Here is a 15,152-nt window from a genome sequence, read left to right as displayed (position 1 = left end):
CATCGCCTCCGCTAGCTGACTTCCAGCACGATCTTACCCACATGCTCGCCGGTCTCCATCAAGCGATGGGCCTCTGCCGCCTGTGCGAGCGGAAACACGCGATAGATCATAGGTAGGCAGCGTCCCGCTTCAAGCACCGGCCACACATGACGGTAAAGGTCTCTCGCGATCTCGGCTTTCTCGGCCGGTGTGCGTGCCCGCATGGTGGAGCCGGTGACGGTCGCGCGCTTGAGCGCCAGCATTTGCAGATCGACCTGCTCGGCCACTGTGCCGCCCAGAAATCCGATCACCACCAGCTTGCCGTCGCGTGCCAGCGCCGCCAGATTCCGTTCGAAATAAGCACCACCCATGATGTCGAGAATCACATCGACGCCGTGGCCGTCGGTTTTGTTGAGCACGGCGAGGGCGAAGTGTTCTTCGCGGTAGTTGATGGCTTCCGCGCCCAGCTCACGGATCGCCGCGCACTTGCGCTCGTTGCCGGCCGTGGCGAATGCGTGGATGCCAAATTCGCGACACAGCATCAGCGCCGTGGTGCCGATGCCGCTGGTGCCGCCATGAATGAGCGCGTGCTGTCCCTTGGCGGCCTGCCCGATGCGGAACAGGTTGGCCCACACGGTGAAGAAGGTTTCCGGTATCGCGGCAGCCTGCACCGACGTCAGTCCGCGCGGCCGTGGCAGGGTCTGGCCCGCGGGGAGCGCGCAATACTCGGCGTAGCCGCCGCCATTGGTGAGGCCGCACACCATGTCGCCCAGCGCAAAGCCGGTAACGCCTTCGCCGATGGCGACGACTTCGCCAGCTATCTCCAGCCCGGGTGTGGGATGCGCGCCGGGCGGCATGGGGTAGTTACCCAATCGCTGAATGACATCGGGCCGATTCACGCCGGCCGCCTCGACGCGTACCAGGCAATTCGCCTTGCCCAGGCGAGGGCGTGGGCACGGTACGCGGCTGGAGCACGTCGGGACCACCCGGTACGGTGATCTCGATCTCCGTCATCCGTTCCGGTAACGCCACTGTGCCCATGATGCGACTGCTGTCGATGCCGGCGACGTCGCCGACGGGAACATCACGTTACGCCGCCTGCCAGTGAAGGACGCGTGTGTGCCCGCCAGCCGGTGCGCCGTCAGTACAGCACGCGACTGCGCAACGTGCCCGGAATGGCAGCGAGCTTGTCCTTGAGGATGGCCGCCTGCGCTTCATCCGCGGAGACATCGATCACCACGTAACCCACCTGCGGATCGGTCTGCAGGAACTGAGCGTCAATGTTGATATTGCCCGCCGAGAACAGCTCGTTGATGCGCGACAGCACACCCGGCACGTTGCGATGGATATGCAGCAGTCGGCGGCTGTTCGGATGCTCGGGCAAGGTCACTTCGGGGAAGTTCACCGCTGACAGGGTGGAGCCGTTGTCGCTGTAGCGCACCAGCTTGCTCGCCACTTCGATACCGATGTTGTCCTGCGCCTCCAGTGTGCTGCCGCCGATATGCGGGGTAAGGATGACGTTGTCCATGCCGACCAGCGGCGACACGAAGGCATCGTCATTGCCCTTGGGCTCCACCGGAAACACGTCCACCGCCGCGCCGGCCAGATGCTCGCTGCGCAGGGCCGCGGCGAGTGCATCGATATCCACCACCGTGCCGCGCGAAGCGTTGATCAGCAACGAACCTTTGCGCATCTTGGCCAGCTCGGTCGCGCCGATCATCAGCTTGGTCGCGGGCGTTTCCGGCACATGCAGGGTCACCACATCGGCGCGTTCCAGCAGATCGTCCAGGCTGCTGGCGGCGCGGGCATTGCCCAGCGACAGCTTGGTCTCCACGTCATGGAAAATCACCCGCATGCCCAGCGCCTCGGCCAGCACGCCGATCTGCGTGCCGATATGACCGTAGCCGACGATGCCCAGCACCTTGTCGCGTGTCTCAAAGCTGCCCGCAGCCGACTTGGTCCAACCGCCGCGATGGCATAGCGCGTTCTTCTGCGGAATGCCGCGCAACAGCATGATCGCCTCGGCGATCACCAGCTCGGCCACGCTGCGGGTGTTGGAGTAGGGCGCGTTGAACACAGGAACGCCAAGCGCGCGTGCCGCTTCCAGATCCACCTGATTGGTGCCGATGCAAAAGCAGCCCACCGCGATCAGGCGGCGCGCGTTTTCCAAAATGTCCTTGGTGAGGTGGCTGCGCGAGCGGATACCCACGATATGGGCCTCGGCGATGCGCGCCTTGAGTTCCGCTTCCGGCAGCGACTTCTCGTGAAATTCGATCTGGCTGTAGCCAGCGCGGCGGAAGCTTTCCACTGCACTCTGGCTGACGCCTTCCAACAGCAGGACCTTGATGTCTTCTTTCGGATACGAGGTTTTCATGAGTGCCGGGCAGAGTTCGCAAAGCGGCACTATGCGGCACCGCAGCACTGGACCGCAACGCCTGCGGCTGGCAGGCTGGGCGGACGTCCCTGGAGCCGCTATGACCGCTACATCCCTGGCCCATCCCGTCCTGGCCGATCTCGCCGGCCGCCTGCCGGCGCTGCGCCTGCTTACCGAGCCTTCCGACCTGGAGCACTACGGCCGCGACTGGACCCGGCGCTGGATGCCGGCACCACTGGCCGTGGCGTTGCCGGCCAGCGTGGAGGAGGTGCAGGCCATCGTGTGTTGGGCCAATGAGCACCGGATCTACGTGGTGCCTTCGGGCGGGCGCACCGGTCTGTCGGGCGGTGCCGTGGCAGCCAATGGGGAGCTGGTGCTGAGTCTGGAGCGGATGAACCGCGTGCTCGGCTTCGACGCGGTCGATCGCACACTCACCGTGCAAGCCGGCATCAGCCTGCAGGCGGTGCATGACGCGGCGCGTGCGCACGGGCTGATCTATCCGGTCGACTTCGCCGCGCGCGGCTCCTGTTCCATCGGCGGCAATATCGCCACCAATGCCGGTGGCATTCGTGTGATCCGCTACGGTAATACGCGCGAGTGGATCGCCGGCTTGACGGTGGTTGCTGGCAACGGCGAACGGCTGGACCTCAACCGCGGCTTGATCAAGAACTCCAGCGGTTACGACCTGCGCCAATTGATGATCGGTTCCGAAGGCACGCTCGGTGTGGTGGTGGAAGCCACCCTGAAGCTGACCGAGCCGCCGCCGGCTTCGCAGGTGATGCTCCTCGCATTGCCGGATATGGCCGCGCTGATGCAGGTGTTTGCGCTGTTCCGCGTCAAGTTGAATCTGCAGGCGTTCGAGTTCTTCACCGATGTTGCACTCAAGCATGTGCTGGCGCACGGTGCGCAGCGGGCCATCGACGGTGAGCATTCCTACTACGTCGTTACCGAATTCGATGCCGACGAGGATGCCGCGCTGGCCGTATTCGAGCATGGCGCGGAACAAGGCTGGATCAGCGATGGCGTGATCGCCCAGAGCGAAGCACAGGCTGCCGCACTGTGGCGCCTGCGCGAAGGCATCACCGAAAGCCTGGCGCCGCATCGCCCTTACAAGAACGACATCTCGCTGCGCATCAGCGCGCTGCCAGTATTCCTCCAGGAGATTCAGGCGCTGCTGGGCCGCGAATACCCGCAGGCCGAGGTGGTGTGGTTCGGCCATATCGGCGACGGCAACCTGCACATCAATGTGCTGAAGCCAGAGGGATTGAGCGACGCCGATTTCATCGCGCAATGCGAGCACGTCACGAAGTTGTTGGCCGACACGTTGCAGCGCCACGGCGGCAGCATCTCGGCGGAGCATGGCATTGGTCTGGTGAAGAAGGCTTACCTCGGCAGCACGCGCAGCGAGGCGGAAATCGCGCTGATGCGCGGGGTGAAGCAGGTGTTCGATCCCAAGGGGCTGTTGAATCCCGGCAAGGTGTTCTGATGGCTTCCCGCTAAAGGGCGACAGGGGCAAGTGGCGCCGTCGGCATGCTAGCCTTTTCAGCTCTGATCGCTGCTTGAGGAGCCGCCCCATGGCCCAGGACCGCCGCACGCTTTACCCCGAGATCGAGCCGTTCGACAGCGGCATGCTCAAGGTCTCCGACCTGCATACGCTGTACTACGAACAGAGCGGCAATCCCCACGGCAAGCCGGTGGTGTTCCTGCATGGCGGTCCCGGCGGCGGCACCAATCCGAAGTATCGCCGCTTCTTCGATCCGAAGGTGTACCGCATCGTGCTGTTCGACCAGCGTGGCTGCGGCAGGTCCACGCCGCATGCGGAACTGACCGACAACACCACCTGGCATCTGGTCAGCGACATCGAGCGCTTGCGTGAGCACCTGGGTATCGACCGCTGGCAGGTATTTGGCGGTTCGTGGGGTTCGACGCTGGCGCTGGCCTATGCGCAGACGCATCCGGACAAGGTCACCGAGCTGGTGCTGCGCGGCATCTTCATGCTGCGGCGCTGGGAGCTCGAATGGTTCTATCAGAAGGGCTGTGACGCGCTGTACCCGGATGCGTGGGAAACCTATCTCAGCGTGATCCCCGAGGTCGAGCGCGGCGATCTGATGAGCGCCTACTACCGCCGCCTGACCAGTAGCGATGCCAGGGTGCGCGTGGAAGCAGCGCGTGCATGGTCGGTGTGGGAAGGCGCCACCAGTTATCTGTATCCGGACCCGGATCACATCGCTTCCAGTGGTGAGGACGAGTTTGCCCTGGCCTTTGCGCGCATCGAATGCCACTACTTCGTGCATGGCGGCTTCTTCGAGCACGACGATCAGTTGCTGCGTAACGTGGAGCGCATCCGCAAGATTCCCGCGGTGATCGTGCAGGGCCGCTACGACGTGGTGTGCCCGATGCGCAGCGCATGGGACCTGCATCGCGCCTGGCCGGAGGCCGACCTGCGCATCGTGCCGGACGCCGGCCACTCGGCACTGGAACCCGGCATCACCGCCGAACTGGTGGAAGCGACGGATCGCTTCCGCGGTTGACTGAGGTTGCTGGCGCGGTCAGACCGGCTGCGCCAGCGATGCCACCGAGCGCGAGAACACATGCAAGCCCACGTTGGCGCGCTTGGCATGGCGTTTCGCACGGGCCGCCAACGTAGCGATGGATTCGGCGCGTTGCGGCAGCGGCGGCAGCACCTGGACGGCGCCGATCACCACGGTGGTGAACGGAAAGAACTGCGGCTCGCCGCGGCGATCCTTGCCGCGCAGTCCGCCACGTGCACGGTCGATCGGATCGAACAACGCTCCCGCGCGCGCGTTGAAGCTCTCAATGATGCGCTGGCAGCGCGCCACCCAGTCCTCGCTCTGGAACAGCACGACGAAGTCGTCGCCGCCGATATGGCCGATAAAGTCCAGCGCCGGGTCGACATGCTCGCTCAGCACGCCGGATAGCAGGCGGATCATTTCGTCGCCGCGGAAATAGCCGTAGCGGTCGTTGAAGGGCTTGAAGTCGGTGAGATCGACATGCGCGACCGCAAATGCTTCGCTACCGCCCAGCAGGCGTGCGAGGTGTTCGGTGGTGGGAATGTTTCCCGGCAGGAAGGTAAGCGGGTTGGCGTGACGCGCCGCGTCGATGCGCAGCTCGCTGACCCGGCGCACCAGGGACTCGCCGGTACCCAGCCCGCGATAGCGGCCACCGCTGGTAACGATGAAGCCGTCGCTCAGATAGCGTTGGTCTTCACCGCGCAGCACATCGGCGAGACTCTCAAGACTGCGCTGCTCGTCGCATACCAGCGGCGCGTGATTCATCAGCGCCGTGCAGGATTTGCGCGCCAGCAGTTCGCGTGCGAAAGGTTGCGCCATGCGTTCGTTGACCAGGCGCCGGTTGATCAGGCCGATCGGGCGTCCGTCCTGCACTACCGCCACCGCATGCAGTTCGGGATAGTCGACGAACAGAGCCATCACTTCATCGTTGCTCTGCCGCGGGTCGACTGAGGGTGCGTCCATCGCCAGATGCCCGACCTGGGTAGGCCGCTGCGTCACCGGGCCACGCGGGCGCGGATGCACCGGGACAGAAGGCGTCAGCAGCGCCTGGCGCGCTTCGTCGCGCGGTTCCGCCACCGGTGCGTTCGCCGGATAGCCGATCAGGAAACCCTGTGCGTAGGGGATACCTAGCTCGCGGATCAGGCGCAGGTCTGCTGGATCTTCCACGCCTTCGCCGACCAGGTCGGTACCCAGCGTCTCCGCGACCTGACACAGGGCGCGCACGATCGCCAGGCGTTCGGCGCTGCGCGAGAGGCCGTTGATGAGGTAGCGGTCGATCTTGACGATATCCGGGTGGATCTCGTTCCACATCTCGAAGTTGGAATGGCCGTTGCCGAAATCATCCAGAGCGATGCGCATGCCATGCGCGCGCAGGTAACCGAGCGCGTCGGCAAGCAGCACCGGGTTCGCCACCACATCGCGTTCGGTGACTTCGATGGTGACGCGGGCCGGATCGAGGCCGCCAGCGACCAGCGCGGCCAGCACATCGTCCGGGCGTATCAGGTCCTGCAGGATGGCGCGCGCGCTCAGATTCACCAGCAGGCGGCCGCTGGCCGCCGATGCGGTGAATGCGGTACTGATGGTGCGTGCGGCGTGCAACTCCAGATCGGCCAGACGTCCTTCGGCGCGGGCGATATCGAGCAGGTCGAGCATGCTGACCGTGTCCGGCGCGAAGGCGCAGCGGCTCAGGCCCTCATGGGCCACCACTTCAAGCGTGTCCAGCCGCATCAGCGGCTGGAACACCGGCAACAGATTCCCAGGCACCAGCGCGCGCTCCAGCACGTCGTGACGTGAATCCTTGCGCGGCGGCACAGGCATAAGGACAGGACGGCTCGTGCGGGTACGGCCCGGGTGGAGGGGACCATGACGAAGTCGGCCCATCGCACTTACTCAATTGGGGTGAACACTGAAACAGCGAGGTGGCCATCCATAGCCGGCAGCGCCGGTACAGGCGTGCAGTGCAGCAAGATCGCACCCGAATGTGTCGGGTGGATGACTCCGGCCAGGACCGGAAACGAAAACCCCCGCCTGGCGACAGGCGGGGGTTACTAGGCCGAGATGCTGAAGCCTCAGTGGCCGTGCTGTTCCTTGCCATGCCCGTTGTCGCGATCGTCATGGCCGTGGCCATGATCGTGATCGCCATGCGGGTCGAACATTGCCGGCGCGAACAGGTCGACTACCAGACCATCATGGTCGGAAGCACCGATGGCCTTGGTCCCGTCCGGCGCATTGGCGGCATCCATCTCGGTCTGCACCGGGGCATCGATATCCGCGCGGCCGTACTGCATCTGGATGAAGCGGCGCGCGGCGGCGCGGTTCAGCAGCGCATGATCGAGCACCTGCACTGTCGGCACTTCGCGGCCGGAGTTGCCGGTGCCGGCCTTGGTGTAGCCCTGAATCTCGCCAAACTTCTCAGTGAACAGGAACGAATAGCGATCGTTCTCCGGCACCGACTCCACCGCATTCCACAGTGCGGGCTGCACGATATTGCGGCCAAGCTTGAGCAGGTTCTCGCTGTCCTTGTACTTGCCCGAGATCATGCCGACCACGTCGACCCAGCCATCGCTGAACTGATAGGCGTTGAAATCGCCGACCACCAGCAGCGGCTGCGATGGGAAGCGGGTCTGCAGGCTCTGCACCTGGCGCGCCAGCGACGTGGACTGCTCGAAGCGCTTCTGGCGGTCGCGCGTGGCGCTGGCGTCGTTCTTGTCGACATTGGTGCGTGCTTTCGGATGCACCGAGATCACCTGGAAGCGCATGCCGCGCACTTCGGCCGTCAGCAGCAGCGGCGGATGATCGTGGATGAAGGCAGTGTTGCCGTTGTCATTCCAGGTTTCGTCCGCGGCAAGTTGCTGCACCGACAACACACGCACACGGTCACTGCGCACCAGGAAACCCACGTTGATGCCGCTCGGATCGTGGCCCGGTACCAGGTAGGCCTCGTACTTCGCCGGGTAGTCGTCGCCGAGCTGCTTGGCCAGACCCTGCAGCACGGTGAGGCTCTTCACTTCTTCCACCGACAGCACGTCCGGCAGCTTCAGCACGCCGCCGATGTAGGCGGACAGGCGCTGCGTCTTCAGCGCCACTTCGGCCGGCGTCGGCTCCTTGCTGTTGCCGCTGCAGGTGAAGGTGGTGTTGAACTCGCTATCGCAGAAACGCTCGGTATTGAACGCGCCGATACGCAGCGCGCGCTCCGGCGTCGGCGTGACCGCGCGCGGCATCGGCGCGGCGTGCTTCACCGTGATCGAGGTGGGGATGAAGGTGTACGCACCGAAGTCATAGGAGATCACGCCTTCCGCGCGGAAGGTGGTGCCAGCGACGTACGGGGTATTCACCGGCACTGCACCGAAATCGGCGGTGTTCATCTTGAACACTTCCGGGTTGCCGCTCCAGTTGGGCAGATCGACGCCGTCCGGCACCGCCACGCCGTAGCGTACGCCAGGCTGGCGCAGCGAGCGTTTGCCGTTGGCGGTGATGCTCACTTCGGCGAACGGCTGCGTGCTGAAGCGCTTGTTGCCGGTGTTGATCATGCCGTGCTCGATCACCACGCGCATGCCCACGAAGCACTGGAAGTTGGTGGCGCCGCAGGAGAGCTTGTCGGGATCGGAAGAGGGCGTCTTGCGGTCGAACACCACCGGCGCCGGCAGTGCAGTGCCGTGCGAAGTGACATTGACCTTGGCGTTCTTCAGCTCGGTCAGGTGGTAGTAGTTGTCGACCGTGGCATCCACGTCCACCACATCGCCGATAGCCACGGTCGGTTTGCTGGCGGTGAACACGTAGATGCCGTTGGAGGTGAGCGGGTCGGCGTCGGCACGGGTGTCCGGCGTCTGCATGGTGAAGCCGGCAGGGCCCACCGCGGTCACGATATTGCCGCTGGTCTTCACCGACTTGCCGACAAGCGGCGAGGTCTGTTCGCGGCCCTGGATTTCCCAGATCTCCGCGGCGACCGGAATGTCGTACAGGATCGCGCCGATCGCACTGTCACGGGCCAGCGAAACACCGCCGCTGGGCTGGCTCAGCTTGACCAGGAAAGCCTTGTCAGGCGCACCGGTGGTGCGGCCATGCACGACCACATTGAAGCTTGCCTGGGTCTGTCCTTCGGCAATGGTCAGCGTGGTGTCGACGGCGTCGTAGTCGCCGTTGGCGACGGTGGCGCTGTCGTCCTGCGTAGCCACGTGCACGCTGACGCCGCCCGCGGGCGCGGGCTGGTTGAGCGTGACGGCGAACGGCATGGTCAGGTTGCCGGCGCCATGCACGGTCACGCTGGTATCGGCGATCGACAGGGCCAGGTTCATCACCGCGCAGCGGCTGCTGGCGTTATGCGGTGCGGTGGGCGTCACCACCACGAAGTCCGCCTGGTTGTCGCCGGTGTTCTGCGGCAGGCCGGCGCCATTGGTCTGGCGGCCGTAGCTCTTGTCCGCATTGGTGGAGCCCAGCGAAGTCAGCGGCGTGCCGGCCTTGTAAGCCGAGCCGGCAGAGAGACCGACCTGGTCCACCAACTGGCCGCTGGTGTCGAGGATGGCGAGGCCGCCGTCATCGGTCACGCCCGTGCTGTACTTGAGATCGCCGGCGACGCTGCCGGAGTAGCCGCCGCTCGCGCCGTTAGTCAGCAGCAGATGGCAACCCGGGGCGATCGAGGTGCCCGCCGGAAACGTCAGGCGGGTGCCGGTGGTGCCGCTGTTGTTGGAGGCATTGAACTTGAAGCCGGAGACGTCGAGCGCGGCGCTGCCGCCGTTGAACAGTTCGACGAACTCATCGTTGCCGCCCGCCGGGCCGCGCACGCGGAACTGGCTGATGCTGAGGTCGGCGGCCTGCGCCGACGTGATCGAAACGACACCTAGCAGCGCCGCCCATAGGGCGCGCCGTGCAAACGTTGCTTCCATCTTTCCCACTCCCTCATGGGATCCGGACGGATCCTCCAGCGGGCGAGGCTAGCAAGATTTTACGACAGTTCTGAGAAAGGATTCTCAGCCTGGAGGGTAGGAGCGCACTCTGTGCGCGAAAGGTGTTGCGAGGATGTCAGCCTCCCGGTCGCCCACAGGGTGGGCTCCTACAGGGGAGCTAGTCAGCCTGCTGGTAGTTGCTTGGTGCCGAAGATCTTGTCGCCGGCGTCGCCCAGGCCCGGGAGGATGTAGCCGTGCTCGTTGAGGCGCTGGTCGATGGCGGCGGTGTAGATCTCGACATCCGGGTGCGCCGCCTCGATCCGCTTCAGGCCCTCCGGTGCGGCGACCAGGAACAGCCCCTTGATGCGCTTGCAGCCCGCCGCCTTGAGCATGTCCACGGTGGCGACCAGGGTGCCTGCCGTCGCCAGCATCGGGTCGACGATCAGCGCGATGCGCTCGTCCATGCGGCCGGTGAGCTTCTCGTAGTAGGCGATCGGCTGGAGCGTTTCCTCGTCGCGCTGCAGGCCGACCACGCTGACCTTGGCGGCGGGAATCAGATCCAGCACGCCGGGCAGCATGCCCAGGCCCGCGCGCAGGATCGGCACGATGGTGATCTTCTTGCCCTTGATCTGATGCACCGTCAGCGGACCGGCCCAGCCGTCGATGTGCTGCTCCACCGTTTCCAGATCCTTGGTGGCCTCATAGGTGAGCAGCGCGGCGACTTCGGAAGCGAGTTCGCGGAATTCCTTGGTGCTGATGCCGGCGCGGCGCATCAGGCCGAGCTTGTGCTGGATCAGGGGGTGGCGGACTTCGACGATCTTCATGGGGGTTCCTGCGGGGCTGGATTTTCCGATTGTGGCGCAGGAGGGGGTGGGGATGCTCGCGACGCTGCTTCTCTTTCGTCATCCCTTGGGAAGTGGATCCGATCTCGCGACGCACTCTCCTACATCGTCATTTCGGCGAAGGCCGGAGGCGCTTCACAACAGCGAAGCTGGTCATCCAGTAGTGAAGCGCTTCGATTGTCGCGCTGTCGCGACCGGGCTCGCCTGCCGCGGGCTTCCGAACCGCTGCCGCGGTCCGGGTCACTTTCTCTTTGCTGGCCCACGCACCCGCAGGAGCGGGTGCGAACAGCGCAGCTGGCCCGAAGGGCGGAGGGCATGGATGCCCGGAGTCAAGAGAAAGTAACCAAAGAGAAATGGCCTGAGAGCAGGCGGCGTGCTTTGTAGCTGCGCCTTTTCCAGTGTCAGGCGTTGGGAGGACGTTTTTCTGCGTCGTAGTGCTTTCGCTTTTGCTCCTGCCCAAAACGCGCGAGGCGTCGTTCCTGGGAACGACGCCTCGCGGCAGCTCGTAGCTGATAGAGCGATTACGGATGGTTGCTGAGGCAGTCCTTCATGAAGGACTTGCGGGCGTCGCCCTTCAAGGCCTTGGCCTTGGCGTCGACGTTACAGCTCTTCATCTTTTCCTGCTGCGTCTGCTTGGCCGTCGGTGCGGCGGCGGGTTCGCCCTTCATGCAGGCGCTGACGGCGGACTTGAACTCGTCACCCTTCTTGCCCTTGGCCTGCTTGCTGCAGTCGGACATGTGCTGCTGCGACGAGCTGAGTTCCTTCTTGGCCGGAGCGGCGGCCGTGGTGCTGGCAGCCTGCGGCGAAGCGAACGCGGACGTTGCGGCAAAGGCCAGTACGGCGCTGGCGGCGATCAAGCTGAAACGCAAAGACATGGCGGAGACCCTCCTGGATGACCGGCGAGCGCCGGCGTCGCAAGTCTATGCCGGTGCGCGGCTTTGGCTAGAGGGGGAGGGCAGGTTTCGTGCACTTTCGATTCATGCTGCGACGGGCTGGCGTTCAGCGCCGCCGCAGCATGAGGGAAGCCGCCGGCCTCAGGCCGCCTCGGCGCTGACCTTGCGCGGACCCTGCAGCAGTGCCTGGCGCACCGCGGCGACCACCAGGTCGACCTCGGCGCTGGTGACGTTGAAGTGGGGGGTGAAGCGCAGCGAATTGACGCCGCCATGGATCACGCCCACGCCGCGTTCACGCATGTATTCCTCGGTGGAGCCGGCGCCGTAGCACTTGAAGTCGGGCGACAGCTCGCAGGAGAACAGCAGGCCGGTGCCCTGCACCTTGGTGATCAGGCCGCCCAGTTCGTTCTTCAGCAGGTTGAGCTTGTCGACGAATTCCTTGCCGCGCTCACGGATGTTGCCGCGCACCGCATCGGTGAGCTGGTCCAGCGTAGCCAGCGCGACGTCGAGTGCGCGCGGGTTGGCGGTCATGGTGTTGCCGTAGATGCCCTTGCGGTACAGACCGGCGGTGCGCTCGCTGACCGCCAGCACCGACAGCGGATACTGGCCGGCGTTGAGCGCCTTGGAGAAGGTTTCCATGTCCGGTGCCGGCAGCTGCTCGAAGCCGGGATAGTCGGTGATCGAAAGCACGCCATGCGCGCGCAGGCCGGCCTGGATCGAATCGACCAGCAGCAGCGAACCGTGCGACTCGGTGAGCGCACGCGCGGACTTGTAGAACTCCGGCGTCAACGCGCGGCCGGGGTCGCCTTCGCCCATCACCGGCTCGAGGAACATGGCTTCGATAAACCAGCCGTGCTTGTCGGCGTCGGCGAAGGCGGCTTCGAGCTGCGCGACGTCGTACGGCGATACCGTGATCAGCGTGTCTTCGTGGCGATAGCTGGCGAGATGCTGCTGGTAGGTCTTGCGCGTGGAATCCGAATACAGCGCCGGTTTCTCGGTGCGGCCATGGAACGCGCCTTTCACCGCGAGACGCTTGATGGTGCGGTTGGCGTAGCGCGCGCCGGCTTCGGTCATCAGCTTGGCATTGACGTCGGCGATGCGGCAGGCCAGCGACACCGATTCCGAACCCGAGTTGAGGCACAGATAGCGCGCATAGGGATTGCCGCCGCGGTTGCGGCCGAGTTCGCGATCCAGCGCCTTGGCGAGGCGCATCTGCGACAGGTTCGGCGTCATCACATTGGCCATCACTTGCGGACGGCTCATCGCTTCGCGGATCGCTTCGTCGTTGTGGCCGAAGCCGAGCATGCCGTAGCCGCCGTTGTCGTGAATCACCGCGCCCTTGAGCGTGACGATCCACGGACCGCGCGCGGCGGCCGGCAGGTACGGATTGATACCGTCGTCGGGATAGAAATTCACAAAGCCGGCTTGCGCCTGCTTCAACTGTTCGGCTTCGTCGAGCTTGAGGAAATCACCGAACTCCGCGCGCAGCGCGCGATGTTGTGCCACCGCTTCGTTGACGGCCTGTGCCAACTGGGGGTGACTCGCGGCGAAGCGCTCGATGATGGCGTCGTCCAGGCCGGTGGTCTGCGGCGCGCCGCCGAATTCGCGCAGTTCGCGCAGCTGATCGATCACACCCATGATGGCTCCTCCTCAAAGTACGCAGGCGTGCCATGGGGAAATGGCGCGGCCTGCCAACACCGAAATGAATGCTCGGGAGAACACATCAACGAACCGTGTTCTCCATGCCTGTCTGGTCCATCCAGTCAGGTGCGTCGCATAAAAAACCGTAGCGACGATTCGTCGAGGATAACGTGCCTTTGTCAGCGCCGTAACCCCCGGCATGACGCCTGTCACCTGCGCTGGCTGACGTCGGCGACTGCCTGCCAGGCCTTGTGCTGCCTAGCATTCCATCCACGGAGGGAGAGCTATGAATACCACTGCGATACCGGTTGCACGTCTGGCATCTGTCGTAAAACGTTACGGTGCGCTCACGGCCGTCGATGGACTCGATTTGATGTTGCATCGCGGCGAATTGCTCGCGCTGCTGGGTCCGAACGGTGCGGGCAAAAGCACTGCCATAAGCTTGCTGCTTGGCTTGGTGCGTGCGGATGCGGGGCAGGTCGAATTGTTCGGCCAGGATCCGCAACAGATCGTGGCGCGCCGCCGCATCGGCGTGATGTTGCAGTCGGCCACGCTGCCGCCCACGCTGCGCGTCGGTGAGCTGATCCGCCTGACCGCGAGCTACTACCCGGCACCGCGCAGCGTGCAGGAAAGCGCCGCGCTGGCCGGTGTTACCGATCTGCTGCGGCGACCCTACGCCAAGCTTTCCGGTGGACAGCAGCGCCGCGTGCAATTCGCGCTGGCGCTCTGCGGTCGGCCGGAACTGCTGTTTCTCGACGAGCCCACCGTGGGTATGGATATCGAGGCGCGGCAGAAGCTGTGGGCGGCGATCCGCCATCTGATCGCCGAAGGATGCAGCGTGGTGCTGACCACGCACTACCTGGAAGAAGCCGAGGTACTCGCCGATCGCGTCTGCGTGATGGCGCGCGGCAAGATCATCAGCGAAGGCACGGTTGATCAGTTGCGCGCACGCGTGGCCTTGAAGCGTGTGCGTTGCATCACTCGGCTCGACCCCGCTGCGGTTTCCGCCTGGCCGGAAGTAGCGGAGGCGCGTCGCGAAGGCGAGCGTCTGTGGCTGTCCACCGATAGCGCGGAAGCGCTGGTGCGGCGCCTGCTGGATGCCGACGCGCAACTCAGCGAACTGGAAGTGCAGCGCGCCGGTCTGGCCGAAGCCTTCACTGAACTCACCCGTGAGGCCGATGCATCGGCCGATCCACAACGCGAGGCCGCCTGATGAACGCCGTGATCTCGACCCTGCCCACCACGCATGCCGACGCCAGCATGCCGTTACGCCGCGTGATCGGCGCCTATCTGGAAGAAGCGCGCGCCGAATGCCTCCGCTATCTGCGCAGCCCGGGCTTCCTGATACCGACAGTGATGCTGCCCACGGTGTTCTACCTGATGTTCGGTATCGTGCTTGGTCGCGCCAACGGCGCCGATGCACCGCGTTATCTGCTGGCCGCGTACGGCACCTTTGGTGTGATGGCGCCGGGCTTGTTCGGTTTCGGCCTGGCGCTGTCGATGGAGCGCGACAACGGTCTGATGATGCTCAAGCGTGCGTTGCCAATGCCGCCGGGGGCCTATCTGCTCGGCAAGATGTCCATGGCGATGCTGGTGGCTGCGACGGTTTCGGTGTTGCTGCTGTTGATGGCAACCCTGCTGGCGCATGTGCCGCTCACGTTGACGCAAATGCTCTCGCTGTTTGTTACTGACCTGTTCGGCGTACTGCCGTTCTGTGCGATGGGTCTGCTGCTGGGCACCCTCATCAAAGGGCAAGGCGCGCCTAGCGTGGTCAACCTGATCTATCTGCCGATGGCGTTTCTTTCCGGCCTCTGGTTCCCCTTGAGCATGATGCCGAAGCTGGTCCAGCAACTGGCGCCGGTATGGCCGAGTTATCACCTCAATCAGCTGGCACTGTCCGCGGTGGGGCTGGAGCAGGGCGCGTTCTGGCCGCATGTGGTGACCCTGCTGGTCTACACCGTGGGCTTCGTGATGCTGGCGGCGCGCCGCCTGCGCCGGTTCGGTTGAAG

The 15,152-nt window shown here is 64.8% G+C and carries 11 protein-coding genes; 4 read left to right on the top strand and 7 right to left on the bottom strand.

All coding sequences use genetic code 11. The features are described 5' to 3' along the window. Window positions 1-11 precede the first annotated feature (11 nt). Together ISS97_RS12685 and serA are read right to left on the bottom strand one after the other, a co-directional pair. Entirely contained in the window at window positions 12-878 is an 867-nt protein-coding gene (locus ISS97_RS12685; RefSeq protein WP_379983875.1) for an NAD(P)H-quinone oxidoreductase, read from the bottom strand. Between the two features lie 242 nt (window positions 879-1,120). After that, complete coding sequence (gene serA, locus ISS97_RS12680) at window positions 1,121-2,353, bottom strand: phosphoglycerate dehydrogenase (RefSeq protein ID WP_379983873.1); 1,233 nt, start codon at window positions 2,351-2,353, stop codon at window positions 1,121-1,123. A 100-nt stretch (window positions 2,354-2,453) separates the two neighbouring features. Between serA and ISS97_RS12675 the strand changes: the two genes are divergently transcribed. Both ISS97_RS12675 and pip read left to right on the top strand, forming a co-directional pair. Then, on the top strand, window positions 2,454-3,839 hold the full coding sequence (locus tag ISS97_RS12675) for an FAD-binding oxidoreductase (protein WP_379983872.1): 1,386 nt from the start codon (window positions 2,454-2,456) through the stop codon (window positions 3,837-3,839). Between the two features lie 88 nt (window positions 3,840-3,927). After that, window positions 3,928-4,884, top strand: a complete 957-nt coding sequence (gene pip, locus ISS97_RS12670; protein WP_379983871.1) for a prolyl aminopeptidase — start codon at window positions 3,928-3,930, stop codon at window positions 4,882-4,884. A gap of 18 nt (window positions 4,885-4,902) precedes the next feature. Here pip and ISS97_RS12665 read toward each other — a convergent pair whose 3' ends face one another. From ISS97_RS12665 to ISS97_RS12645, 5 genes are all read right to left on the bottom strand, one after another. Beyond that, window positions 4,903-6,702 carry an EAL domain-containing protein gene (locus ISS97_RS12665; protein WP_379983870.1) on the bottom strand — a complete coding sequence of 600 codons (1,800 nt, stop codon included), beginning with the start codon at window positions 6,700-6,702 and terminating at the stop codon, window positions 4,903-4,905. A gap of 251 nt (window positions 6,703-6,953) precedes the next feature. Then, window positions 6,954-9,767 carry a lamin tail domain-containing protein gene (locus ISS97_RS12660; RefSeq protein ID WP_379983869.1) on the bottom strand — a complete coding sequence of 938 codons (2,814 nt, stop codon included), beginning with the start codon at window positions 9,765-9,767 and terminating at the stop codon, window positions 6,954-6,956. Between the two features lie 182 nt (window positions 9,768-9,949). Continuing rightward, window positions 9,950-10,591, bottom strand: a complete 642-nt coding sequence (upp, locus tag ISS97_RS12655) for a uracil phosphoribosyltransferase (protein ID WP_379983868.1) — start codon at window positions 10,589-10,591, stop codon at window positions 9,950-9,952. A 539-nt stretch (window positions 10,592-11,130) separates the two neighbouring features. After that, window positions 11,131-11,484: a PsiF family protein gene (locus ISS97_RS12650; RefSeq protein WP_379983867.1), complete on the bottom strand. Its 354-nt coding sequence runs from the start codon at window positions 11,482-11,484 to the stop codon at window positions 11,131-11,133. 159 nt (window positions 11,485-11,643) lie between these two features. Next, complete coding sequence (locus ISS97_RS12645) at window positions 11,644-13,140, bottom strand: aminotransferase class III-fold pyridoxal phosphate-dependent enzyme (RefSeq protein ID WP_379983866.1); 1,497 nt, start codon at window positions 13,138-13,140, stop codon at window positions 11,644-11,646. A 289-nt stretch (window positions 13,141-13,429) separates the two neighbouring features. Here ISS97_RS12645 and ISS97_RS12640 point away from each other — a divergent pair, with 289 nt between their 5' ends. Then, window positions 13,430-14,356 carry an ABC transporter ATP-binding protein gene (locus tag ISS97_RS12640; RefSeq protein WP_379983865.1) on the top strand — a complete coding sequence of 309 codons (927 nt, stop codon included), beginning with the start codon at window positions 13,430-13,432 and terminating at the stop codon, window positions 14,354-14,356. Beyond that, on the top strand, window positions 14,356-15,150 hold the full coding sequence (locus ISS97_RS12635) for an ABC transporter permease (RefSeq protein WP_379983864.1): 795 nt from the start codon (window positions 14,356-14,358) through the stop codon (window positions 15,148-15,150). The genes ISS97_RS12640 and ISS97_RS12635 overlap by 1 nt, the downstream gene beginning before the upstream one ends. Window positions 15,151-15,152: the final 2 nt, after the last annotated feature.

Source organism: Dyella koreensis (genome assembly GCF_044904565.1).
Lineage (GTDB): Bacteria > Pseudomonadota > Gammaproteobacteria > Xanthomonadales > Rhodanobacteraceae > Dyella_D > Dyella_D koreensis.
Note: the sequence above shows the minus strand (reverse complement) of the source record. Positions and strands in the feature narration are given on the sequence as shown.